General features: G+C 60.8%; 13 protein-coding genes. 11 read left to right on the top strand and 2 right to left on the bottom strand.

Features of this window, described 5'->3' with window-relative positions; translation table 11 throughout:
- Positions 1–354 precede the first annotated feature (354 nt).
- The 6 genes from Pan216_RS13225 (at position 355) to Pan216_RS13200 (ending at position 11,019) form a co-directional block, all read left to right on the top strand.
- Positions 355–1,647, top strand: a complete 1,293-nt coding sequence (locus tag Pan216_RS13225) for a Gfo/Idh/MocA family protein (RefSeq protein ID WP_145258445.1) — start codon at positions 355–357, stop codon at positions 1,645–1,647.
- Between the two features lie 177 nt (positions 1,648–1,824).
- On the top strand, positions 1,825–2,715 hold the full coding sequence (locus tag Pan216_RS13220; RefSeq protein WP_419193616.1) for a sugar phosphate isomerase/epimerase family protein: 891 nt from the start codon (positions 1,825–1,827) through the stop codon (positions 2,713–2,715).
- Positions 2,716–2,933: 218 nt separating this feature from the next.
- Positions 2,934–3,860, top strand: a complete 927-nt coding sequence (locus tag Pan216_RS13215) for a sugar phosphate isomerase family (protein WP_145258444.1) — start codon at positions 2,934–2,936, stop codon at positions 3,858–3,860.
- 17 nt (positions 3,861–3,877) lie between these two features.
- Positions 3,878–4,654, top strand: coding sequence for a PIG-L deacetylase family protein (locus Pan216_RS13210; protein ID WP_145258443.1), 777 nt, complete (start codon positions 3,878–3,880; stop codon positions 4,652–4,654).
- 216 nt (positions 4,655–4,870) lie between these two features.
- Positions 4,871–6,157 carry a polysaccharide pyruvyl transferase family protein gene (locus Pan216_RS13205; RefSeq protein ID WP_145258442.1) on the top strand — a complete coding sequence of 429 codons (1,287 nt, stop codon included), beginning with the start codon at positions 4,871–4,873 and terminating at the stop codon, positions 6,155–6,157.
- A gap of 2,954 nt (positions 6,158–9,111) precedes the next feature.
- Positions 9,112–11,019, top strand: coding sequence for an endonuclease MutS2 (locus Pan216_RS13200; protein ID WP_145258441.1), 1,908 nt, complete (start codon positions 9,112–9,114; stop codon positions 11,017–11,019).
- 352 nt (positions 11,020–11,371) lie between these two features.
- Here Pan216_RS13200 and Pan216_RS13195 read toward each other — a convergent pair whose 3' ends face one another.
- Entirely contained in the window at positions 11,372–11,770 is a 399-nt protein-coding gene (locus Pan216_RS13195) for a (deoxy)nucleoside triphosphate pyrophosphohydrolase (RefSeq protein ID WP_145258440.1), read from the bottom strand.
- Positions 11,771–12,069: 299 nt separating this feature from the next.
- Here Pan216_RS13195 and Pan216_RS13190 point away from each other — a divergent pair, with 299 nt between their 5' ends.
- The 5 genes from Pan216_RS13190 (at position 12,070) to Pan216_RS13170 (ending at position 19,339) form a co-directional block, all read left to right on the top strand.
- Positions 12,070–13,485, top strand: a complete 1,416-nt coding sequence (locus tag Pan216_RS13190; RefSeq protein ID WP_419193615.1) for an ArnT family glycosyltransferase — start codon at positions 12,070–12,072, stop codon at positions 13,483–13,485.
- Positions 13,486–13,800: 315 nt separating this feature from the next.
- Positions 13,801–15,090, top strand: coding sequence for a DUF1207 domain-containing protein (locus Pan216_RS13185; protein ID WP_419193614.1), 1,290 nt, complete (start codon positions 13,801–13,803; stop codon positions 15,088–15,090).
- Between the two features lie 1,257 nt (positions 15,091–16,347).
- Positions 16,348–17,592 (top strand): ISL3 family transposase, encoded by a 1,245-nt coding sequence (locus tag Pan216_RS13180; protein ID WP_145254871.1) that lies wholly within the window; start codon positions 16,348–16,350, stop codon positions 17,590–17,592.
- 249 nt (positions 17,593–17,841) lie between these two features.
- Complete coding sequence (locus tag Pan216_RS13175; protein ID WP_145258437.1) at positions 17,842–18,654, top strand: hypothetical protein; 813 nt, start codon at positions 17,842–17,844, stop codon at positions 18,652–18,654.
- Between the two features lie 190 nt (positions 18,655–18,844).
- Positions 18,845–19,339, top strand: coding sequence for a hypothetical protein (locus tag Pan216_RS13170; protein WP_145258436.1), 495 nt, complete (start codon positions 18,845–18,847; stop codon positions 19,337–19,339).
- 233 nt (positions 19,340–19,572) lie between these two features.
- Here the strand turns inward: Pan216_RS13170 and Pan216_RS13165 are convergent, their stop codons facing one another.
- A complete protein-coding gene (locus Pan216_RS13165) occupies positions 19,573–20,880 on the bottom strand; it encodes an MFS transporter (protein WP_145258435.1) in 1,308 nt (435 codons plus the stop codon).
- Positions 20,881–20,937 lie beyond the last annotated feature (57 nt).

Genomic DNA, 20,937 nt, shown 5'->3' with positions numbered 1-20,937 from the left:
AACCCCGCAGGGGTTGTCTAGCGTGAGTCGAAACCGCGCGAACAACTCCCGCGACCGGGGTGGTTTCCCTCCTTATCAGCACCAAAAGAACTTCTTAGGTCAGATAGAAAAACACCACCGCTTCGGCTTTCTAAAGTTCCATATGTATCGGTGATGTCAGGTGACATCAATGATTGGGCTTTTCTCCCACGCGCGACTCTGCCATAATTGGCTCGATCGGACATTTGCCCGTAAGTGTTCGACCCAACACCACCGCGGTTCGTGCCGTCCTTCCAAGGGACGCGTGGCCGTCTCGCCAAGGATTGTTCCACCAAAACGTCGGCGGATGACCTGTCCGTCTCGGGAGACCCATCAATGAGCGATCAGTCAAAGTCCACGGATCAAACGGCCTCACGCCGCGTATTCCTTCAACGTTCCACCACCGCGGCAATCGGTGCCGGCCTCGCCGCCGGCATTGTCCCCGCCGTTCACGCGGCTGGAAGCGATACCTTGAAGGTCGGGTTGATCGGCGCCGGCAGCCGTGGTTCGGGCGCCGCGTTGCAGACGCTGCAGGCCGATCCGAACGTCGAACTGGTCGCGGTCGGTGACGTCTTCCAAGACCGCATCGACACCAGCCTCAGCGCGCTCAAGAAGTCGAAGGTCGCCGATCGGGTCAAGGTCGACAAGGAACGTCAGTTCCTCGGCTTCGACGCTTACCAGAAGGTGATCGACTCGGGTGTCGACGTCGTCCTGCTCGCGAGCCCTCCGCACTTCCGCCCCAAGCACCTCGAGTACGCGATCGATCAGGGCAAGCACGTCTTCGCCGAGAAGCCGGTCGCGACCGATCCGACCGGCGTGCGGAGCGTCATGGAGAGTTGCCGCAAGGCCAAGGAGAAGAACCTCTCCGTCGTCTCGGGGCTCTGCTGGCGCTACGAGACCGGCATGCAAGAGACGATCGACAAGATCCACAACGGCGCCATCGGTGATATCGTGACCGCCGAGTCGACGCGGTTCCTTCGCGATCTTTGGTCCTGGCCGCGCGAACCGGGCCAGAGCGACATGCAGTGGCAGGTCCGCAACTGGTACTACTTCACTTGGCTTTCGGGTGACTTCATCGTCGAGCAGTACGTCCACGACCTCGACATGATCGCGTGGGCACTCAACGAGTACCCCGAAAAGTGTTACGCCACCGGCGGCCGCATCGTCCGGACCGAGCCGAAGTACGGCAACATCTACGACCACTTCGCCGTCGTCTACGTCTTCCCCAGCGGGGCCCGTTTCTACGCGGCGACCCGTCAGGAGACCGGCACCGAGCCGCTCTATTCCAACGATCTCTTTGGCACCAAGGGCAAGTGCGACCTGATGAAGTACCGCATCACCGGCGAGAATCCCTGGCGCCGGCGGGCCAAGCGGACCGTCATGCACCAGCTCGAGCACGACGAGATGTACAAGGCGCTACGTGCCGGCAAGCCGATCAACAACGGCGATTACATGTGCAAGAGCACGCTCATGGGCATCATGGGCCGCGAGTCGGCGTATACCGGCGACACGATCACCTGGGACGAGATCTCGAACTCGAAGCTGAAGCTCGGCCCCAAGGAGTACGAGTGGAACGCCTCGCTGCCGGTCGAGCCGGTCCGCATCCCCGGGAAGACGAAGTTGGTCTAACGGCTTGTTTTCCAGCGAGTTGCCAACCTGTCAAGGGCGCCATGCCCATGCGTGCGTGGGCAAGCGGAAAGCGATGTTGATTCGAAAACGTGCCCACGCAAGCGTGGGCATGAAACCGAGCATCGGATTGTTCAACAAACACTTTGATCAACACAGCACTAAGGGAGATCTGCTCTCGTGGAGCAATCGAGACGTTCGTTCCTCAAGGCCGTTGGAGTGGCTGGCGTCGCCGGGATGGGGTCGGCGCTCGCCGGGCCCTGGACGCGAATGGCTTCGGCCGCCGCGCCCGCCAAGGGTGATCCCTCCTTCGCCGGAAAGATCAAAAAGGCCGTCAAGTACGGCATGATCGGCGAGAAGATTCCGGTCGAGGCCAAGTTCCAGATGCTCAAGGAACTTGGTTACGACGGTGTCGAGCCGGGTCTTCGCGACAAGGTCGACCCCAAGGAGTTCCGCAGCGCCAGCGACGCAACCGGGATCACGATCCACGGTTTCGTCAACGGCTGGGGGCTTGATGACATCCCGCAGTCGATCGACATCGCTCACGATCTCGGCGCCAAGACAGTCCTCGTCGTCGCCGGCAAAGTGACCGAGGAGGCTCCCTACGACGAGATCTACAAGGTCTCGCAGGAGAAAATCGGCGCCGCGATCCCCCTCGCGGAACAGGCCGGCGTCCAACTCCTCGTCGAGAACGTCTGGAACAACTTCCTGCTCAGCCCTCTCGAGATGGCTCGGTACATCGACGAGTTCAACAGCCCCACCGTCGGCGTCTACTTCGACGTCGGCAACGTGGTTCGCTATGGCTGGCCGGAACAGTGGGTGCGCATTCTCGGCCCGCGCACGAAGAAACTCGACATCAAGGAATACAGTCGCAAGATCCAGCGCGACGAGGGTCTCTACAAGGGATTCCAAGTCGAACTGGGCGAAGGCGATTGCGACTGGCCCTCGGTGCGAAAGGCTCTCGCCGCGAACAACTACTCCGGTTGGGCGACGGCGGAAGTCAAAGGCGGCGACCGAAAACGGCTCGCCGACATTTCCCAGCGCATGGATCGCGTCTTGAATCTCGGTTAACGACATTCGCTCCGGCCGCACGCGTGCGAGAGGGCCAACGATCGTTCCCTTTCGCACCCAGGTCCGACCCTCGATCTCGGGAACCACTGGTTGCTGGCCAGCCAGTGAGTTCCGAGAGCGAGCACGGCGCCCGAGGTGAAGTCCCTTGAAACGATGTCCCTTGGAGTTCCTATGCTCAGAGCACCTGAGCACTTATTCATTGAGGAAGACCGTCTACGATGCGATCCGTTAGTAAAGTCGCCCCCGATTGGTGGGACTACACGACCCTCGATCAAGAGATTCTCGACGACGCCGCGAAACTTAGTGCCGAGGATGTGTTCGGTCTCTCGCGCGAAGGCTTCACCGTTCACGTCCACGACACCATCGAGGACTTCTATCTCGCCGAGGCCCTCGAGTACATCGACGCCTGGAAGCAAGCGACCGAGGATGAACCCGCGGGCATTTGCGGCCCGATCGGGCCGACCGAACAACTGCCATTGGTCGCGCGGCTCGTCAACGAGCTGGAAGTCGACCTGCGTCATGCTCATTTCTGGGGCATGGACGAGTGGGTCCTCGACGGCAAGGAGGTCCCCGAAGATCATCCGCTTAGTTTCGCCAAGGCCGATCACCAACTTTGCTTCGATCGCATCAAACCCGAACTGCGGATGCCCAAGAGCAACATTCACTTCCCCAAGGCGGATGTCTCCGAGTACGTCGCCAGTTGGGAGAAAGCTCGCTGTGTCGTGATGCAGGGCGGGCAGGGCGAAGTGAAGCACTGGGCCTTCAACGATCCGCCCCATCGCTCGGGCGACTACAAGGACGCTCCTCCCACGCCGGAAGAATATCGCAAGCTCGGCACCCGCGTCGTCAATCTTCACCCGATGACGATCATCCAGAACGCCCGCACCTCCGGCGGTGGCGTGGTCTCGAACGTTCCGACCACGGCGGTCACCGTCGGTCCGGCTGAAACTTGGAAGGCCGAGCGCGTCTCGATCTGGCAAGCCGGCAATCACGACAACCCCTTCGGACAGCGTCTCACGGCGCTGATGATCGCGAAGAAGCTCCCCGACAGTTCGGTGCCGATGTCGCTACTCGCCGATCATCCCAACGTCCATTTCCATTACTTCCGTCATGGCTTGGGCACCTGCGAAGCCGAGATGCACTAGACCGCGGGGAGTCACTCGTGACCAAGCGTGCCTTTGCGGTCGTCGCTCACCCCGACGACATTGAATTCGTCATGGCGGGAACGCTCCTGCGCCTTGGCGAGGCCGGCTACGAATTGCACTACATGAACGTCTCCAACGGCTGTTGCGGGTCGAATGACCTCGACCGGGAGACGATCGCGCGGATCCGCACCGAGGAGGCCAAGGCCGCCGCTAAGATCCTCGGGGCGATCTTTCACGAGCCGATCAGCGAAGACTTGGAGATCTTCTACGATCGGCCCACCTTGCGAAAGCTCGGGTCGGTGATGCGTAACGTCGCTCCAGATCTCCTCTTACTGCATTCCCCGGTCGACTACATGGTCGATCACGAGAACGCCTGCAAGCTCGCGGTCACCGCGGCCTTTAGCCGGGGGATGAAGAATTTTCCCGTCGACCCTCCTCGTGAGCCCGTCGGCAACCCGCTCACGATCTACCACGCCCAACCGCACGGCAACAAGGACCCGCTCGGAAAGCCCGTCACGCCAACGCATTACGTCGACGTCTCCTCCGTCATCGAGACGAAAGTCAACGCTCTCTACGCTCACGAAAGCCAACGAAAGTGGCTCGACGAGACCCAGGGCCTCGACTCCTACACCGAGACCATGAAGGAACTGGGGCGCGAGGTTGGCACCATGTCAGGCCAATTCGAGTACGCGGAGGGCTTCCGCAAGCACTCGTATCTCGGTTTCGGCGAGGAGGGGGCCGACCCGCTGGCCGAGGCGCTCGGGGCGAGTTGCCTCATCCCATTGAAGGGCTGAGATCGCTCGATTTCGGTCCATTTCCGAGCCATTTCTCGCCGATTCGGGGCCAAAACGAACCGAATCGGCGCATTTTCGTTCCATTTTTGACCAAAACGACGTCAAATCCGTCCCGATTGGCGCTCTTTAAAGGGTACGGCGGCTCCTCGGGGCCGGGTGGGTCGCCGCGCCCTCGATCACCATTCACTCCTCCACGACGACACGGAAACCATCTTCATGAATCGACGTCAGTTTAATCAAGCGGTACTCGCGGGAACTTTCGCCTCCGCCTTCGGCACCATCCGTCAAGCGATCGCGGCGACCACCTCCTCGGAGCCGAAAATCCTCCTGCGGTCCTCTTGGCAGACCGTCAACATCGGCGACATCGCCCACACGCCCGGCGTCTTGCACCTGCTCGAAACCTACCTCCCCGATGCCCAAATCACGCTCTGGCCAAGCAACGTCAACAACGGCGTCAAGGAGATGCTGCTCGAACGCTTCCCGAAACTCAAGATCGTCAATCGCTCCGAACTCAAGCAAGCCTTCGCGGAGAACGACTTCCTGCTGCACGGTTCCGGCCCCTCGCTCGTCGCCGCCAAGGACGTCGATCGCTGGCGCAAGGAGACCGGCAAGCCCTACGGCGTCTACGGCATCACCTTCCCGGTGCGCAAGTCCTCCTCGACCAAGGACATCTCAAGCAAATCGCTCGACTGGCTCCTGGGCTTGCTCGGCGATTCGAGCTTCGTCTTCTTCCGCGACTCCAAGTCGCTGGGACTCGTGAAGGAGCTAGGGTGTCAATGTCCTGTCATGGAGTTCGGCCCCGACGGTGCCTTCGCGTGCGATCTCCGCGATGACGCCAAGGCCGAGGCGTTCCTCAAGCAACACGGCCTTGAGGAAGGCAAGTTCCTCTGCTGCATCCCGCGACTGCGCTTCACGCCTTACTGGACCATCCCGGAGAAGAAGCGGTCGATCGACCCGGTCAAGCACGCCCGAAACGAGGCGATGAAGGAGCACGACCACGCCCAGCTTCGCCAAGCGATCGTCGACATCGTCGAGACCACCGACAACAAGGTCCTGCTTTGCCCCGAGGACCAAACGCAGATGCGCGTCGGCAAGGAGGTCCTGCTCGACAAGCTCCCCACCAGCGTTCGCGACCGCGTCGCCTGGCGGCCCAACTACTGGCTCACCGGCGAAGCGATCAGTACCTACGTCCGAAGCAACGGCCTCTTCGGCAACGAGATGCATTCGCCGATCATGTGCATCGGCAACGGCGTTCCCGCCATCGTCTGCCGCTGGGCCGAGCAGACGTCGAAGGGCTACATGTGGGAAGACATCGGGCTAGGGGACTGGCTCTTCGATCTCGACGACGAGTCGCAAGTCGCCAAGGTCGCCCCCACGATCCTCGCGATGGCTCGCGACCCCGAAGCCGCCAAGGCCAAAGCCGCCAACGCCCGCCAATTCGTCGAGAAACGCCAACGCGAAACGATGGCCCAGATCCCCAAGTCACTCAAGCAGACCTCCTGACAACCAACATCGGGTGGCCCAGGTTGCTCGTCAACCTGGTCGTGCGCAGCACGCAAGCTCGCAGGACAGGCCCGTGGCCCATCAGGGCTGCGTTCCCACTTCCGCTTCATGGGTAGCCCCGGTTGCTCGTCAACCTGGGCGTGCGATCCCGTGGACCGCTTGTCGCGCGTCCGCGGACAATCGGTGGCGCAAGAGGTCTCGGATGACGTGAATGTTGGCCGGGAGATGGGACTCTTCCAGTTCGGACTGAGTCACCCAGATTGCTCCGCAATCACCCTTTCAACATCACCACCGAACTCGATAACGTTCCCGGACAATCAGAGAAGAAGATCGGCCACTCATCAGCTGCGGAGCAGCGCAGGTGAGTAGCCAGGGGTGACAACCCCTGGTGAACGAAGGGTTTGGATCAAGCCCCGAAGGTGGCGACGGTATCCTTCGAACGACCTGCGCCCCGTCGGGGCTTCGAGAATGGATCGGTTTCCTTTCCAGGGGTTGCCACCCCTGGCTAATAACCGCTGCCGCTTCGCGGCTCAGGAGGGAATGCAGTCACGAGGAGACACCGGGGCGTCCTCCGCATCACAATCCTACTTCGTTTCCAGACATCGCGTCCTGACTCATTCTGTTGGGCACAATGCGAGCGGATGTTGGAAGGGTTGGTTGCTCGTCAACCTGGGCGTGCGCAGCACGCAAGCTCGCAGGACAGGCCCGTGGCCCATCAGGGTTTCGTTCTCATTTCCACTTCTTGGCTAACCCAGGTTGCTCGTCAACCTGGGCGTGCGATCCCGTGGACCGCTTGTCGCGCGTCCGCGGACAATCGGTGGCGCAAGAGGTCTCGGATGACGTGAATGTTGGCCGGGAGATGGGACTCTTCCAGTTCGGACTGAGTCACCCAGATTGCTCCGCAATCACCCTTTCAACATCACCACCGAACTCGATAACGTTCCCGGACAATCAGAGAAGAAGATCGGCCACTCATCAGCTGCGGAGCAGCGCAGGTGAGTAGCCAGGGGTGACAACCCCTGGTGAACGAAGGGTTTGGATCAAGCCCCGAAGGTGGCGACGGTATCCTTCGAACGACCTGCGCCCCGTCGGGGCTTCGAGAATGGATCGGTTTCCTTTCCAGGGGTTGCCACCCCTGGCTAATAACCGCTGCCGCTTCGCGGCTCAGGAGGGAATGCAGTCACGAGGAGACACCGGGGCGTCCTCCGCATCACAATCCTACTTCGTTTCCGGACATCGCATCCTGACTCATTCTGTTGGGCACATTGCGAGCGGATGTTGGAAGGGTTGGTTGCTCGTCAACCTGGGCGTGCGCAGCACGCAAGCTCGCAGGACAGGCCCGTGGCCCATCAGGGTTTCGTTCCCACTTCCGCTTCTTGGCACGCCCCGGTTGCTTCTGCTACCTGGGCGTGCGATCCCGTGGACCGCTTGTCGCGCGTCCGCGGACAATCGGTGGCGCAAGAGGTCTCGGATGACGTGAATGTTGGCCGGGAGATGGGACTCTTCCAGTTCGGACTGAGTCACCCAGATTGCTCCGCAATCACCCTTTCAACATCACCACCGAACTCGATAACGTTCCCGGACAATCAGAGAAGAAGATCGGCCACTCATCAGCTGCGGAGCAGCGCAGGTGAGTAGCCAGGGGTGACAACCCCTGGTGAACGAAGGGTTTGGATCAAGCCCCGAAGGTGGCGACGGTATCCTTCGAACGACCTGCGCCCCGTCGGGGCTTCGAGAATGGATCGGTTTCCTTTCCAGGGGTTGCCACCCCTGGCTAATAACCGCTGCCGCTTCGCGGCTCAGGAGGGAATGCAGTCACGAGGAGACACCGGGGCGTCCTCCGCATCACAATCCTACTTCGTTTCCGGACATCGCGTCCTGACTCATTCTGTTGGGCGCATTGCGAGCGGATGTTGGAAGGGTTGGTTGCTCGTCAACCTGGGCGTGCGCAGCACGCAAGCTCGCAGGACAGGCCCGTGGCCCATCAGGGCTGCGTTCTCATTTCCACTTCATGGGTAGCCCCGGTTGCTTCTGCTACCGGGGCGTGCGCAGCACGCAAGAGACCCTTGGAAGATTTCTGTCTTCCGGATGATGATCGCGTCATCCATGACGTCTAACACCGTTGGCGCCGCTCTCGCAAGCTCGCAGGACAGGCCCGTGGCCCATCAGGGCTGCGTTCTCATTTCCACTTCTTGGCTAGCCCAGGTTGCTCGTCAACCTGGGCGTGCGATCCCGTGGACCGCTTGTCGCGCGTCCGCGGACAATCGGTGGCGCAAGAGGTCTCGGATGACGTGAATGTTGGCCGGGAGATGGGACTCTTCCAGTTCGGACTGAGTCACCCAGATTGCTCCGCAATCACCCTTTCAACATCACCACCGAACTCGATAACGTTCCCGGACAATCAGAGAAGAAGATCGGCCACTCATCAGCTGCGGAGCAGCGCAGGTGAGTAGCCAGGGGTGACAACCCCTGGTGAACGAAGGGTTTGGATCAAGCCCCGAAGGTGGCGACGGTATCCTTCGAACGACCTGCGCCCCGTCGGGGCTTCGAGAATGGATCGGTTTCCTTTCCAGGGGTTGCCACCCCTGGCTAATAACCGCTGCCGCTTCGCGGCTCAGGAGGGAATGCAGTCACGAGGAGACACCGGGGCGTCCTCCGCATCACAATCCTACTTCGTTTCCGGACATCGCGTCCTGACTCATTCTGTTGGGCACGATGCGAGCGGATGTTGGAAGGGTTGGTTGCTTCTGCGACCGGGGCTAGCAAACGGCAACTGCTCCTGCTCCCCCCAAACCGCCAATCCCGTTCGGCGGGCGGCTCTCCGGTAGCCCAAAATAGGCTGCCTCGTTATCATCCTTCCTTGGGGCGGATGGGCGGTCACCGCGAGTGGGCCTATTCGCAATCGAAATCAAGATGACGCGAACCTTTACGCACGGACACGACTCGTCACCTCCATGGATGAACGAACCCTTCAACTACTCGAATTCGACAAGATCCTCCGCCTGGTCGAAGGCTTTGCTGGCTCCTCGCTCGGAAAGGAACGGATCCGGGCTCTGGCGCCTTCCGAAGAGGTGGAGAAGATCGAAGCGGCGCTGGCGCTGACCGCCGAGATGGTCGAAGCGCTGGGCGCTCGGCTGACGCCTCCGTTGGGAGGGCTGCACGACATCTTCAAGGCGGTGAAGCGGGCGCGACTGGGGCTCTTGCTCGAAATCGAGACGATCCGCGAGATTCGCGATGTCCTCGAACTCTCCGGGAGGGTCCGCGACTACTGGGTCGATCTGGGCACCGACTACCCCCGGCTCGGGACGATGCTCGCCGACGTCGAGGATATGCGGCATCTGGCCAACGTGATCGACAACGCCATCGACGAGCGGGGGATCGTTCGCGACAACGCCAGCCCCGAACTCAAGCGGATCCGCGAGGAATTACACGTCTACGACGAGCGGATCCAGGTCGAACTGAAGCGACTGCTCCGCCAACCCGACATCCAAAAGGCGCTGCGGTACCATGGGGCGACGGTGAGCGGCCACCATCATGTCCTGCCTGTCGCGGTCAATCATCGGCACAAGGTCGAGGGGGTCGTCCATCGAGCCTCCGCCAGTGGAGAAACGGTCTATATCGAACCGGCTCGGGTCGCAGAGATCAGCGCCGAGATGACGCTCTTGCGGGCCGCCGAGCAGCGCGAGATTCGCCGGGTCCTTCGCGAACTGACCGGCAAGATCGGCAACGAGACCAAGGCGATCCTGACCTCGCTCGAGGTGATGGCCGACCTGGACGCGCTCCACGCCAAGGCCCGCTTCAGCATCGAACACGACCTCGCGGTTCCCGAGATTGGGGCCAAGGGAGCGCTACGGCTGGTCTACGCACGCCATCCACTCTTACTTCAGCAAGCCAAGGAGGCGAGCCGTCACGGCGAGGAACGCTCGGTCGTGCCGATTGACATCCGTCTCGGCGATCCCTTTCACATCCTGGTGATCACGGGACCGAACACCGGCGGCAAGACGGTCGCCCTCAAAACGGTCGGACTGCTCAGCGTGATGGCGCTCAGTGGCCTGCCGATTCCCGCCCGGCCGACGAGCCGCGTTCCCATCATCCGCAACATCCTTGCCGATATCGGCGACGAGCAGTCGATCGAACAGTCGCTGAGTACCTTTTCCTCGCATGTCGGACGCATCGCGAAGATCCTGAGCAAGGCCCATCCGAAGACGCTGGTGTTGCTCGATGAACTCGGGGCGGGGACGGAGCCGAGCGAGGGGGCGGCGCTGGGTCGGTCGATCCTCGACGAGCTGGCGTCGCTGGGTAGTTTCGCGATGGTAACGACCCACCTCGGGGCGCTCAAGAAGTTCGCCCTCTCGACCGACAAGGCGGAGAACGCCGCGGTGGAGTTCGACCCGGAGACCTTGCGGCCGACCTATCGGCTGATGATTGGCCAGACCGGCGAGAGCTGCGCCCTTCGGATCGCGCGGCGTCTGAACCTGCCCGATCACGTCCTCGAACGGGCCGAGAAGTATCACGAGAGTGGCCGAGACGCTCGCGACATTGAGGAGGAGTCGCTCCAGCGGCTTCGGCACGACGCGGAACGGCAACGCTTGGCCGCCGAGGAAGCCAAGGAACAGGCTACCAACGCCGCCGAGGAGTTTCGCAAGAAGACCGAACTGCTCGAGCAAGAGGCGATTGTCAAGGAGCAGATCACCAAGGCCCGCGAGAGCCTTCGGCCAGGCGATCGGGTTCGCGTCCCACGCTTCGACAAGACCGGTACCGTCGTCCGCGTCGATCGTCGTCGGGGCGAAGCGGCCGTCACCGTTGGAGCGGTCGAGTGGCAGATCGCGCTCGACGACCTTATCCCCACGCAAGACGATTAGTCGTTGATCGCGTTGTGACATTGATGTTCTCTTGCGCCTCTCCCATGGGGAAAGGTCGGCGGGAAAACGAAGAGTTTCGTCGGAAGAGTTTCGTCGGAAGAGAGCCCCCTCACCCCTAACCCCTCTCCCACAGGGAGAGGGGAACAAGAGGCTTTCTCTCCCACAGGGAGAGGGGAACAAGAGGCTCACTCTCCCACAGGGAGAGGGGAACAAGTGGCTTTCTCTCCCACAGGGAGAGGGGAACAAGAGGCTTTCTCTCCCACGGGGAGAGGGGAACAAGAGGCTTTCTCTCCCACGGGGAGAGGGGAACAAGAGGCTCACTCTCCCACAGGGAGAGGGGAACAAGAGGCGGCTACGCGTCGAGGGGCGATCCGACGATCATGGAGAGGACCATCGCGTTGGCTTCGGGGAAGTCGAGATCCGCGACGGTCTGAAGATCGACCCAGTCGAAGGGGGGGCGTGGTTCGGCGTCTCCGTCGGGATCGGCGATGACACAGTCGAAGAAGTGCAGCTCCAAGCGTCCGTGGTCGTACTGATGCTTGCAGCGATGCCGCTTGCCCGCCACGCGAACGCGAAGTCCCGTCTCCTCGCGACACTCCCGAACGACGGTGGCCGCGGGGGGCTCGTTGGGCTTGCACTTGCCGCCTGGGAACTCGGCGGCACCGCCCAGCGGAACGTCTTGTGAACGCCGTCCCACCAGGACGCGTCCGCCCCTCCACACAATACCGATCGCAACCCGAGTGATGTCCATGGAGATGTCGTGTTCCTGCGGGGAAGTGACGAAATAGGGGGATTGATTGATAGTCCGTTGATCGATTCGCTGCCGGCCGCGAACGGCCCTTTTGGCCAATCTCGGCGTCCAAATAACTCGACGAATCGACCGATTCGCGTCCGATTCTTCTCCTTGACCTTGGCCAACATGGCTCCTTCTCGCATTGGCCCGCTTAGATCAACGGACTGCGAAACCCCTCTTGTGCAAAACTGTTCCACACTTACCATCCAGGTCGTGGCCGTTCCAGCATCCTTCGAGGGATTGGGGAGAAGTCGACCTTGGACCGCGTCGTGGGAAGCCCGCTGCTCGCCCGTCCTTGCAAGGAGGCCGCCGCTTGGACGCTACTGTTCCTGGCCGCGTTCGGACTTCGCGTGAGCGCCATCGGCCTGCTGGGGGCTCATCAACGAGGAGTCGAGACTGCCCATCACGAGCATGCCTCGATCGCCCGCTCGCTGGCGCTCGGCGACGGTTTTCGCTACAACTTCTTTGGCCCGGACCTGCGGGGGGACCTCTCGAGCCACCAGGCGCCGCTGGTGCCTTACCTGCTCGCGGGCAGCTACCTGATCTTCGGGGTTGAGTCCCCAACCGCCTTCGCCGCGGTCCTCGCGATCCAGGCCCTCGTCTCCGCGCTGACGGCGATCGGGATGGGGTTCCTAGCGAAGCGACTGACGGGGAGTCTCACGGTTGGCCTACTCACGGCGGCGGTCGCGACGCTCTATCCTCCATTCTTGGTCGGGGCAACTCACGTCCAGGCGGTGACGTGGAACCTCGGCTGGCTGGCGCTGATGGTGCTCTCGACCGAGGCCTGCCGCCGAGGGGCAGGGTGGGGCGGCGTCGGTCTCGCTCTTGGCGGCATCGGCGGGCAACTGACCGATCCGATCCTCGGCGCGGTCGCGCTCTCGCTGTTGGGGCTGCTCGTCGTCGAACGTGTCACCCGCCGAGCATGGCGTGGTGTCGGCGCGGTGTGCCTCATCGGTTTGGCGATCGCGGCCGGGGTTTCGCCCTGGCTGGTGCGAAACCGGCTCGTTCATGGGCGTTTTGTGCCGATCAAGAGCACCTTTTGGTTCGTCTTCTGGCAGGGAAACAACGCAATCTCCGCGGGAACCGACAAGCTCCCCGTCGCGAGGGAGGATGCTCGACGCCTGCTGCGGACGTGGCATCCCGGAAGGGCCCTGTCGCTGGCGGCCGAGGCCCGGCGACGTTCGCGAAGCGTCAACTCGCTCCTCTCCGCGGAAGCGATTGGCGAGCTCCAGGCGCTGCCGACCGAGCTCGAGCGGATGGACCGCTTTCGCGAACTCGCGTGGCACCAATTGGGCACTGATCCGTGGCACTACGTTGGTCTGTGCGCGACGCGGCTCGGCTGCTGGTTTTGGTTCGACCCGACGAATCCACGTTCGTACCTCTGGCCGTACCGAGCCAGTTACCTTGCGCTCGCCTCGTTGGCCCTATTGGGAATGTGGCGTGCTCGGGATCGTTGGCGCGACTGGCTCCCGGTCATTGTCGCGGCGGTGGTGCTGACGATGGTCCACAGCCTGATCATCACCTCGGCCCGTTTTCGACTGCCGATGGAACTCCTACTCGTCCCCTCGGCGGGATGCGGGCTGGCGAGCTGCGTCCTTTGGGTGGCTTGCGCGGCGAGGTCACGCCAGATCTCCTTTGCTAACCGCATGTTCCGTCACTCCCATCCCTCCTAGGCTCTCACGCTCCAATCCGACCTCGGGTCCCCGTCTATCCAGAGAGACTGATGAATTTGGGGAAACCGGCAGAATCGGCTATTCCCCGGAATTCCGGCGATCCGATACAGAAGGAAGTCGCGGACGCTCGTTTCGGAGCGCTTCGGAAGATCGCCTCGAAAGGGACGGTCGACCTCGCGCGCCAAACGCCGGATCATCGAGGTGGGTTGCATGGATCGCATGGGACGAACGCCCTTGAGTCTTCCTCCGAGGACATCGGGGCAGGGCACGCCGCCTTCGGGTGGGCCAGGATGGGGAAAGGTCATCCTTTCCGCCATGGCGCTGACTTTCTTACCAAGCGTCGCCCCCGCTCAACAATCCCTTCCGCCAAGCATCTTGCCGCTCGACGCGGCCGAGGCGGAAACGTTGCCACGCACGCCGCCCCGGTTCCCATCCTATCGCACCCTTCCGTCAGTGGAGGTCTTCGAAGAACAGCGCGATCCCGACGGCCCGGCCTTTAGCGACATGGAGACCGTCGAGCAACTGAGCAAGGAACCGTCCGAGGCCCCGGCTCCCTTTCCGGTCATCTCGCAAGTCGAGGAACCGGAGGCGATGCGGGCGATGGAGCCCATGACCGCGGAACCGCCGATGCTCGCTTCCGACGGCGCGGTCCTCGAATACCGACCGATCGCTTCCTACGCGGCGGAGAACGTGATCAACCGGCCGCTGACCGAGAACACCTGGGTGCTCGAGCCGGTCCATTTCGAGGACTACCCGCGAACGATCCCGACGCCCGAGATGGGGCAGGATGTCGGGCCTCCGTTGTGCGAAACCTACTCCGACGCCGACGCGTGCAGCTTGCTGTGGAGCCGGCCGTTGCGGTGTGACTTTCTCCCTACCGGACTTCTATGGCAACCGCCCATGGCCAACCAACGGGCGCCGCGGATGTACGGCAAATTCAACAACGCCAACGACGAGAACACGATCGATACCGCGATCGGTGGCGAGTTCGGCCTCATCCGGTTCGCCCCCGAGGGAACGGTCTTCGAGGGGATTCAGCTCGACGGCTTCGCGGCGGTCTTCACTCGCTTCAACGAGCAGCGGCTCCTGAAGACGAGCGACTTCCGCGCCGGCATCCCGTTGACGTACGCCAAGGGGAACTGGCAAGCGAAGATCTCCTACGAGCACACCAGCACCCACATGGGCGACGAGTACTACGAGAAGACGGGGCGCCTGCAGGTGCCGCACGTGCGGGACGAGATCGTCTTCGGGTTGTCGTACCGCTTCTGGAACCAGCTTCGACTCTACGGCCAGGCGGGGTTCTCGTTCATCACCAGCGACGAGATCGAAGGAAAGATCGACCGCTACGACTGGGGGCTCGAATGGGCCAAGCAGCGTTCGACGGGCCTCAAGGGGCAACCCTTCGCGGCGTTCGACATGGACGTCCGCTCGGATCAGGAATACACCGCGAACCTCACCTTCCAGATCGGCTGGATGTGGATGAAGATGCGTAACCGCCACGCCGCCCGGATCGCGCTGGAGGTCTACTCCGGCAAGTCGCCCTACGGGCAGTTCTACCAAGACAACGACGACTACATCGGCGCCGCGTTCATGTACGACTGGTGAGCGGAATCACGGCCACTCAGCGTGAATGACGCTTCTGCGCCATTGCCAACAGCCAAGGAACGTCGCTATCATTAAGTGGTTCCAACAATGCGGAAGAACGGCCACGCAATGTAGTACTCGCTTTCGCGGATAGCGGATGCCGGCGTTTCGGGACAAGAGGAGTTACGCCACTGACAGAAAGAACGTTTCGAGGGACTCCCAGGAGGCGCGTCGGACGCAATTGCTTCCACTATCGACAACTGCCTTGAAACGAACCTATCAACCAGTTTGCCGTTGCCTCTGCACGATCAATACGTGACCTTGGAGCGTCGATCGAGGAAGCCATCAAGGACGGCGAGACCCATCGGTGCCGAGTTCACTCAATCATTCAAACAGCCGTTTCAAGACAACGTGATGATCACAACCGAGGTGAGAACTTGACCGCTCCCGAAGACATTCAAAAGCTGCGGAGTACGATACTCGAGTCGATTAGAGTTCAGCGTGAGGGCCCGAAGACAATCCCATACATCGATGTAGGGCACTCGCTCACCGACGTGTCCGCGCGGCAGAATCACGCAGTTTTCGGAAGAAGAGGTTGTGGGAAAACGTTGCTCCTTCACCACAGCGCCAAACAATTGCCAAAAGACATCCGGAAAGTCTACATCAACTGCGAAGACTTCAAAGCCCATTCTTTCCCCAACGTTCTGATCGAGATCCTTGACGCTCTATTCAAAGAGTTGCACGAAAGAAGAAAGAGTTGGTTCGGGCGAAAGAAGAAGATTAAAGATCTGATCGATCAAATCCGCAACGATCTCCAGCTTCTCCGGAATCAACAGGACAACCAGACCCAGGCGGTCCGGCACACGACTGAGTCAGAGTCTTCTGAATCAGGAAACTCAAAACTCTCCATGAATGCCGCCACGCCGGCGGCAGAGGGAACCCTTTCACTATTAAGAATGGCTCTATTGCCAAATCTGTGGGTGGTGAGTGTATTCTCCGTTCCGCTTGGTAGTGGAGGTTACCGCCGTATGCCAAGGGCCGCGTCCGGCTGCTGCTTTGCCTGGTCTTCTCGCTTCGCTCGCCCTGCATCCTCGCCATCGTGGCTCGGCTTCGGTCGCCCGGCAAAGACTCCTCCTTGGCCGTTGGCGGGGAGGATGTTCCACTGGTCAAGCGGAAAGGAGAGAAGTCGGCAGGAGGCCAAAAAAGAGCATCCCGCTCTCGAGGGGCGCATGATGGAGTTTGCAAGGACTTCTTCAAACGCCAGCCGCGAGAGACGGGATGCGACTTCAGGTTATCCTCAACGCCTTGGAGCGTCACGGGAGTTTCGTCTACGAATCGGCGGCTTGGGCCGATTCGTCGAAAGAGGGACTGCTGGTTCGGGTTCGCCCACGGCGTCGCAGCCGGCCGATCTGTTCGGGTTGCGGGAATCGTGGCGGCACGTACGACCACTTGCCGGAACGCCGTTTTCAGCACGTGCCGTTGTGGGGCCTGGCGGTCTGGTTCGTCTACGCGGCGCGGCGGGTCGCATGCCCTGCTTGCGGGGTGAAGGTGGAACGCATTCCCTGGGCGTCGGGCAAGGAGCGAACGACGTCGAGCTTCCAATGGTTCCTGGCCCGTTGGGCCAAACGCTTGAGCTGGCGTGAGACCGCCGAGATCTTCGGCACGAGTTGGCACACCGTCTTTCGTGCGGTGAAAATGGCGGTTTGCTGGGGAATCCGCCATCGCGAGCTGGAAGGGATCGAGGCGATCGGCATCGACGAGGTCGCCTACCGCAAGGGGCATCAGTACTTCACCCTGGTCTATCAGATCGACCGCGGATCGCGTCGTCTGCTTTGGGTCGGGCAAGACCGGACCAAGGAGACGCTCGGTCGTTTCTTTCGCTTCTTCGGCAGGCGGCGAACCGAGCGGCTGAAGTACATCTGCAGCGACATGTGGAAAGCCTACCTGTCGGTCATCGCTCGCGAGGCCAATGGGGCCCTGCACATTCTCGACCGCTTCCACATCATGCAGTTGTTCAACAAGGCGATCGACAAGGTGCGGGCCCAGGAGGCACGCGAACTCAAACGCAAGGGCTTCGAGGTGCTCAAGCGGACGCGTTGGCTGCTGCTCAAGCGTCGCGGCAACCTCAAACGCAAGGAGGTCCTTCGTCTCAACGAGTTGTTGACGCACAACCTCAGGACGGTCAAGTGCTACCTGATGAAGGAAGACTTCCAGCGGCTTTGGGACTACAAGGCTCCCTGGCGGATCGGATCCTTCTTCCAGGAGTGGCTCGATCGGGCCTTGAGCACACGGATCGAACCGATGCGCAACCTGGCACGAACCCTCGAGCGTCACGCCGAGCAGATCTTCAATTGGTTCGAGGCAAAAGGAGAGATTTCCGCGGGCGCCGTCGAGGGAATGAATCTGAAGGTCAAATTGACGACCCGCCGCTCCTACGGCTTTCGCGACCCCAGCACCCTCAAATACGCTCTCTATCACAATCTCGGCAACCTCCCCGAGCCACCATCGACCCACAAATTCTGAAGACGAGGCTTAAGAATTTCCACATCAAAACAACGAGATGCCGTCGAACGAGAATACAGGCAGCATGACAACAAGGCTACATCGCTTCACTCACTCCTCCCTCCTCTCAAGGAGAAAATAAGGGAGTTCTTTAGGCTTTCGAGCGATGTCAAAGCAGTGTTCGTACAGATTGATGACTTCTATCATCTAAAAAGGGTTGATCAACCGCACGTGATGGACTACGTACATCGATTGTGCAAAGACCTTCCAATGTACTTCAAGGTCGCGACTCTTCGGCACTCAAGCGTTCTCTATGTGGACCGCCAAGGACAGCCCACGGGAGCGCAAGCCAGGCACGACTACCAACCAATTGACGTCGACTTCACGCTTGAGAATATATCAAAAACAGAGCGGCAGTTCCGGGATATCCTGCACGAATTCGGAGCGCTATCTGGAATGTCTAAAGAGGATATCGACGGGCTATTTAAAGGCGACGGTTTCCGGCGTCTGGTCCTCGCGGGTGGCGGAGTCCCTCGAGACTGCCTTTCTTCATTCCTCGAAGTCGTGGACAACGTGTCTGCAAACGATGGACGGATCGGCAAGGACGACGTGCGTTCGCATAGCTTAGAGACGTTTGAACGGCGAATTGAAGAACTAAAGAGTGACTGTGAAGCACAAGAGCAAGACGCATTGTTGTCTGGTATTTACTTGGTCAAGAGCTTCTGCATGGACAGGAAGCATGCTGCATTTTTGGTGTCAGAGAAGCTACTAAGAGATAATGATGAAGTTCGTGAACTGCTTTACCGCCTGCTGGACTACCGGATCATACATCAAGTAGCGAGCGCGTTACCTCACAAGCATCGCGAGGGAACTTACCGAGCATTCATGATCGACATAGGGTGCTACGCATCCATGAGGAAACTTCAAGGAAAGTTTACCGAGATCGATCTTTGGAGCACAAAGGCAAGAGACAAGCTTAGGTCAGTTCCTATTTTGGCCTTCGAAGAGATCAGAAACAGAGCGAGCAATATTCCTGACAATCCAGAGGAAAAGCTCTTGCTCGAAGCCAAAGACTCGTTGTAGTGTTTGGCCTGAATGCGATCTCATTACATGGAGAAAGCAATATAGCACGCAAGGGAATCTGTCCTCGTCGTTGCTCAGACGCTTCCGCGCAACTGACAAGAATTGTTTGCGCGCTCTCGAACCATCTTCGTTACCGCCATACGTAGTTCACATTTGGATGAAGCGATCAACAGAAGTCAACGAGCCCCTCATGCTTCATCTCTTTTCGATCTGTCCGCGAGTGAAGGAAGTGAAGGGGAAGGTCGTGGCGTCGACGGGGTGGACCTTCACCATCCTGACGCTGGGGACAATGCTCAAGTGGGTCACCATCGACCCCAAACGCGAGAAGATCTTCATCACCCGACGCTACCTCTGGCTCCTGCGGTTTCGCAAGACCATCTCCTTCAAGCGGGTGCGGGCGATCATCTATGGGTACGACGACCTCTCGCCAGGGACGATCACCTCGGTGGCGCACGACAGCCTCGATTGCTTCACCGTCGGCCTGCGTCTCAAGGACGAATCGGAGATGAAGCTCTTTCGCTTCTTCGGCGACGGGGTCTTCACCAACGATGGTCCCTACCACGACTTGCTCTACTGGCGTGAATACCTGCGTGATCGAACTGGGACGCAGGAACGCGAGTCCTTCGTCTTCGCCGAGGTCATCTCCGAGTTGATCGACGCCCCCATCGACGCGCCGCGACACTGAACGAACGCGACAATGAGTGCGACTGCCCGTCTTTCACATGGAACTTTGCCGAACCCAACGCGTCCCCCCGCATGCGCGCGACGAGCGTGGGCATGGCACCCAAGAGAACGCGGGAAGGAGTGCACGACTCGACCGAAGCGTTGGGTGCCACTGGCTGCTGGTCAGCCAGTGCCAACGCGTGGAGAGATCAACACAACCTTCAAATCGGAACAGACCACAACCCGCCGGGGCGATCAGGGCTTGAAGGATGAAGCGCGACTCTTGATGCCGCTGCGCCAATCGCTCTCGTCGAGGAGTGGTTCGCAGCGTGTCTCCCGGATCAGCAGGCCCGAGATCACGACCGCGAGAACGCTGATGATCACGAAGGGGAGCAGGGCGTTGCGAAGCTCCAGCCGCGACGGCTCGGCGACACTCCCGAGGATGACGCCCGGCGTGAGCTGTAGGAGCGAGCCGAACAGAAATGCCACCATGTTGACGATCGCCATCCCGATCCCATGAACCCGGCGCGGGGCGTTCTCGCAGACCAGGGCGTAGCAGAGAGGGGAGACTCCCCAGGCGAACCCCTGCACGAAGATGACGGCGAACAGGAACCAGGGAGCATAGTGGAACGGCAGGATCACCAAAAAGACGTTGGCGACCAACGCCAGCATCGCTCCCCAAAAGGCGACCAACTGCCGACGACCAATCCAGTCGGAGAACCATCCGATCACTACCGCTCCGATACCGAATCCGATCCAGAGCATCGCATTGAGCTCCGCCGCGTCGGGAAGGGCATGCCCCCAACCGGCATCTTCCCAAGTGACGTTCCATAGCCCGCCGAAACCGACGAGGTTTCCGAACGTCGTTCCCGCGAAGAGGGCGACGAGCAGGATCTGCGGACGATCGAAGACCTCGTCGAGTGACTGAAAGACGGAACGCCGCGGCTTGCTCTTCGGAGGAGAGTGGTCGCCGGACAGTTCCTCCATCGGCGGGCGTTGGCGAATCACGGTGGCGGCGAGCAGCACGACGAGCAGCCCCATGCCCGAAGCGATCAGCAGGATTTCATTCCAGGAGTGCCGCCGCAAGAGATCGGAAACCAAGACCGTTCCAAACCCCGCGCCGACGACGGCGGAGACCCCTTGCGTCAATCCCAGGACGAGGGCGAAACGGCGTCTAGGAAACCAGGCGCGGATCAGGTACGCCGCCGAGACGAACGCGAACGCGGACCCGATCCCCGCGAGGATCCATCCGGCGGCGACCAGCGGAACAGTGTGCGCGAGGCCGAAGAGGGCACAACCGAGCGCTAGCGCGGCGCTGGCCAGCGTGATGAGCCGACGTGAGCTGATTCGGTCGAGCATCAGGCCGACGGGGATCTGCATGATGCCGAGCGTGATCGCGTAGAGCGCCGCGACGAGGCTGACGGTTCCGCCACTAAGCCCGAGATCGTGCTTGATGGGAGCTTGCAGCACGCTGAAGGACATCTGGATGAGGAACTGATAGGTCGCGAAGAGCGTGACGGTGAACCAGACCAGCCACGCCCAGGTTGTCGTCTTCAATACCATGCCGTGCTCATAGGCCCATGGGAGAAGGTCGTCCCAGCGTCAGGATATAGGGCTCTC

It is taken from the genome of Kolteria novifilia (assembly GCA_007748055.1).
Lineage (GTDB): Bacteria > Planctomycetota > Planctomycetia > Kolteriales > Kolteriaceae > Kolteria > Kolteria novifilia.
The sequence above is the reverse complement of the archived record's forward strand: the minus strand, read 5'-3'. Positions and strand labels throughout refer to the sequence as shown.

Excerpts from the sequence above, each read along its gene's own strand:
- Pan216_RS13185 (WP_419193614.1), top strand. The coding sequence starts at position 13,801 with ATGGCGCTGACTTTCTTACCAAGCGTCGCCCCCGCTCAACAATCCCTT.
- Pan216_RS13175 (WP_145258437.1), top strand. The coding sequence starts at position 17,842 with ATGTACTTCAAGGTCGCGACTCTTCGGCACTCAAGCGTTCTCTATGTG.
- Pan216_RS13200 (WP_145258441.1), top strand. The coding sequence starts at position 9,112 with ATGGATGAACGAACCCTTCAACTACTCGAATTCGACAAGATCCTCCGC.
- Pan216_RS13195 (WP_145258440.1), bottom strand. The coding sequence starts at position 11,770 with ATGGACATCACTCGGGTTGCGATCGGTATTGTGTGGAGGGGCGGACGC.
- Pan216_RS13205 (WP_145258442.1), top strand. The coding sequence starts at position 4,871 with ATGAATCGACGTCAGTTTAATCAAGCGGTACTCGCGGGAACTTTCGCC.
- Pan216_RS13165 (WP_145258435.1), bottom strand. The coding sequence starts at position 20,880 with ATGGTATTGAAGACGACAACCTGGGCGTGGCTGGTCTGGTTCACCGTC.
- Pan216_RS13215 (WP_145258444.1), top strand. The coding sequence starts at position 2,934 with ATGCGATCCGTTAGTAAAGTCGCCCCCGATTGGTGGGACTACACGACC.
- Pan216_RS13225 (WP_145258445.1), top strand. The coding sequence starts at position 355 with ATGAGCGATCAGTCAAAGTCCACGGATCAAACGGCCTCACGCCGCGTA.
- Pan216_RS13170 (WP_145258436.1), top strand. The coding sequence starts at position 18,845 with ATGCTTCATCTCTTTTCGATCTGTCCGCGAGTGAAGGAAGTGAAGGGG.
- Pan216_RS13180 (WP_145254871.1), top strand. The coding sequence starts at position 16,348 with ATGCGACTTCAGGTTATCCTCAACGCCTTGGAGCGTCACGGGAGTTTC.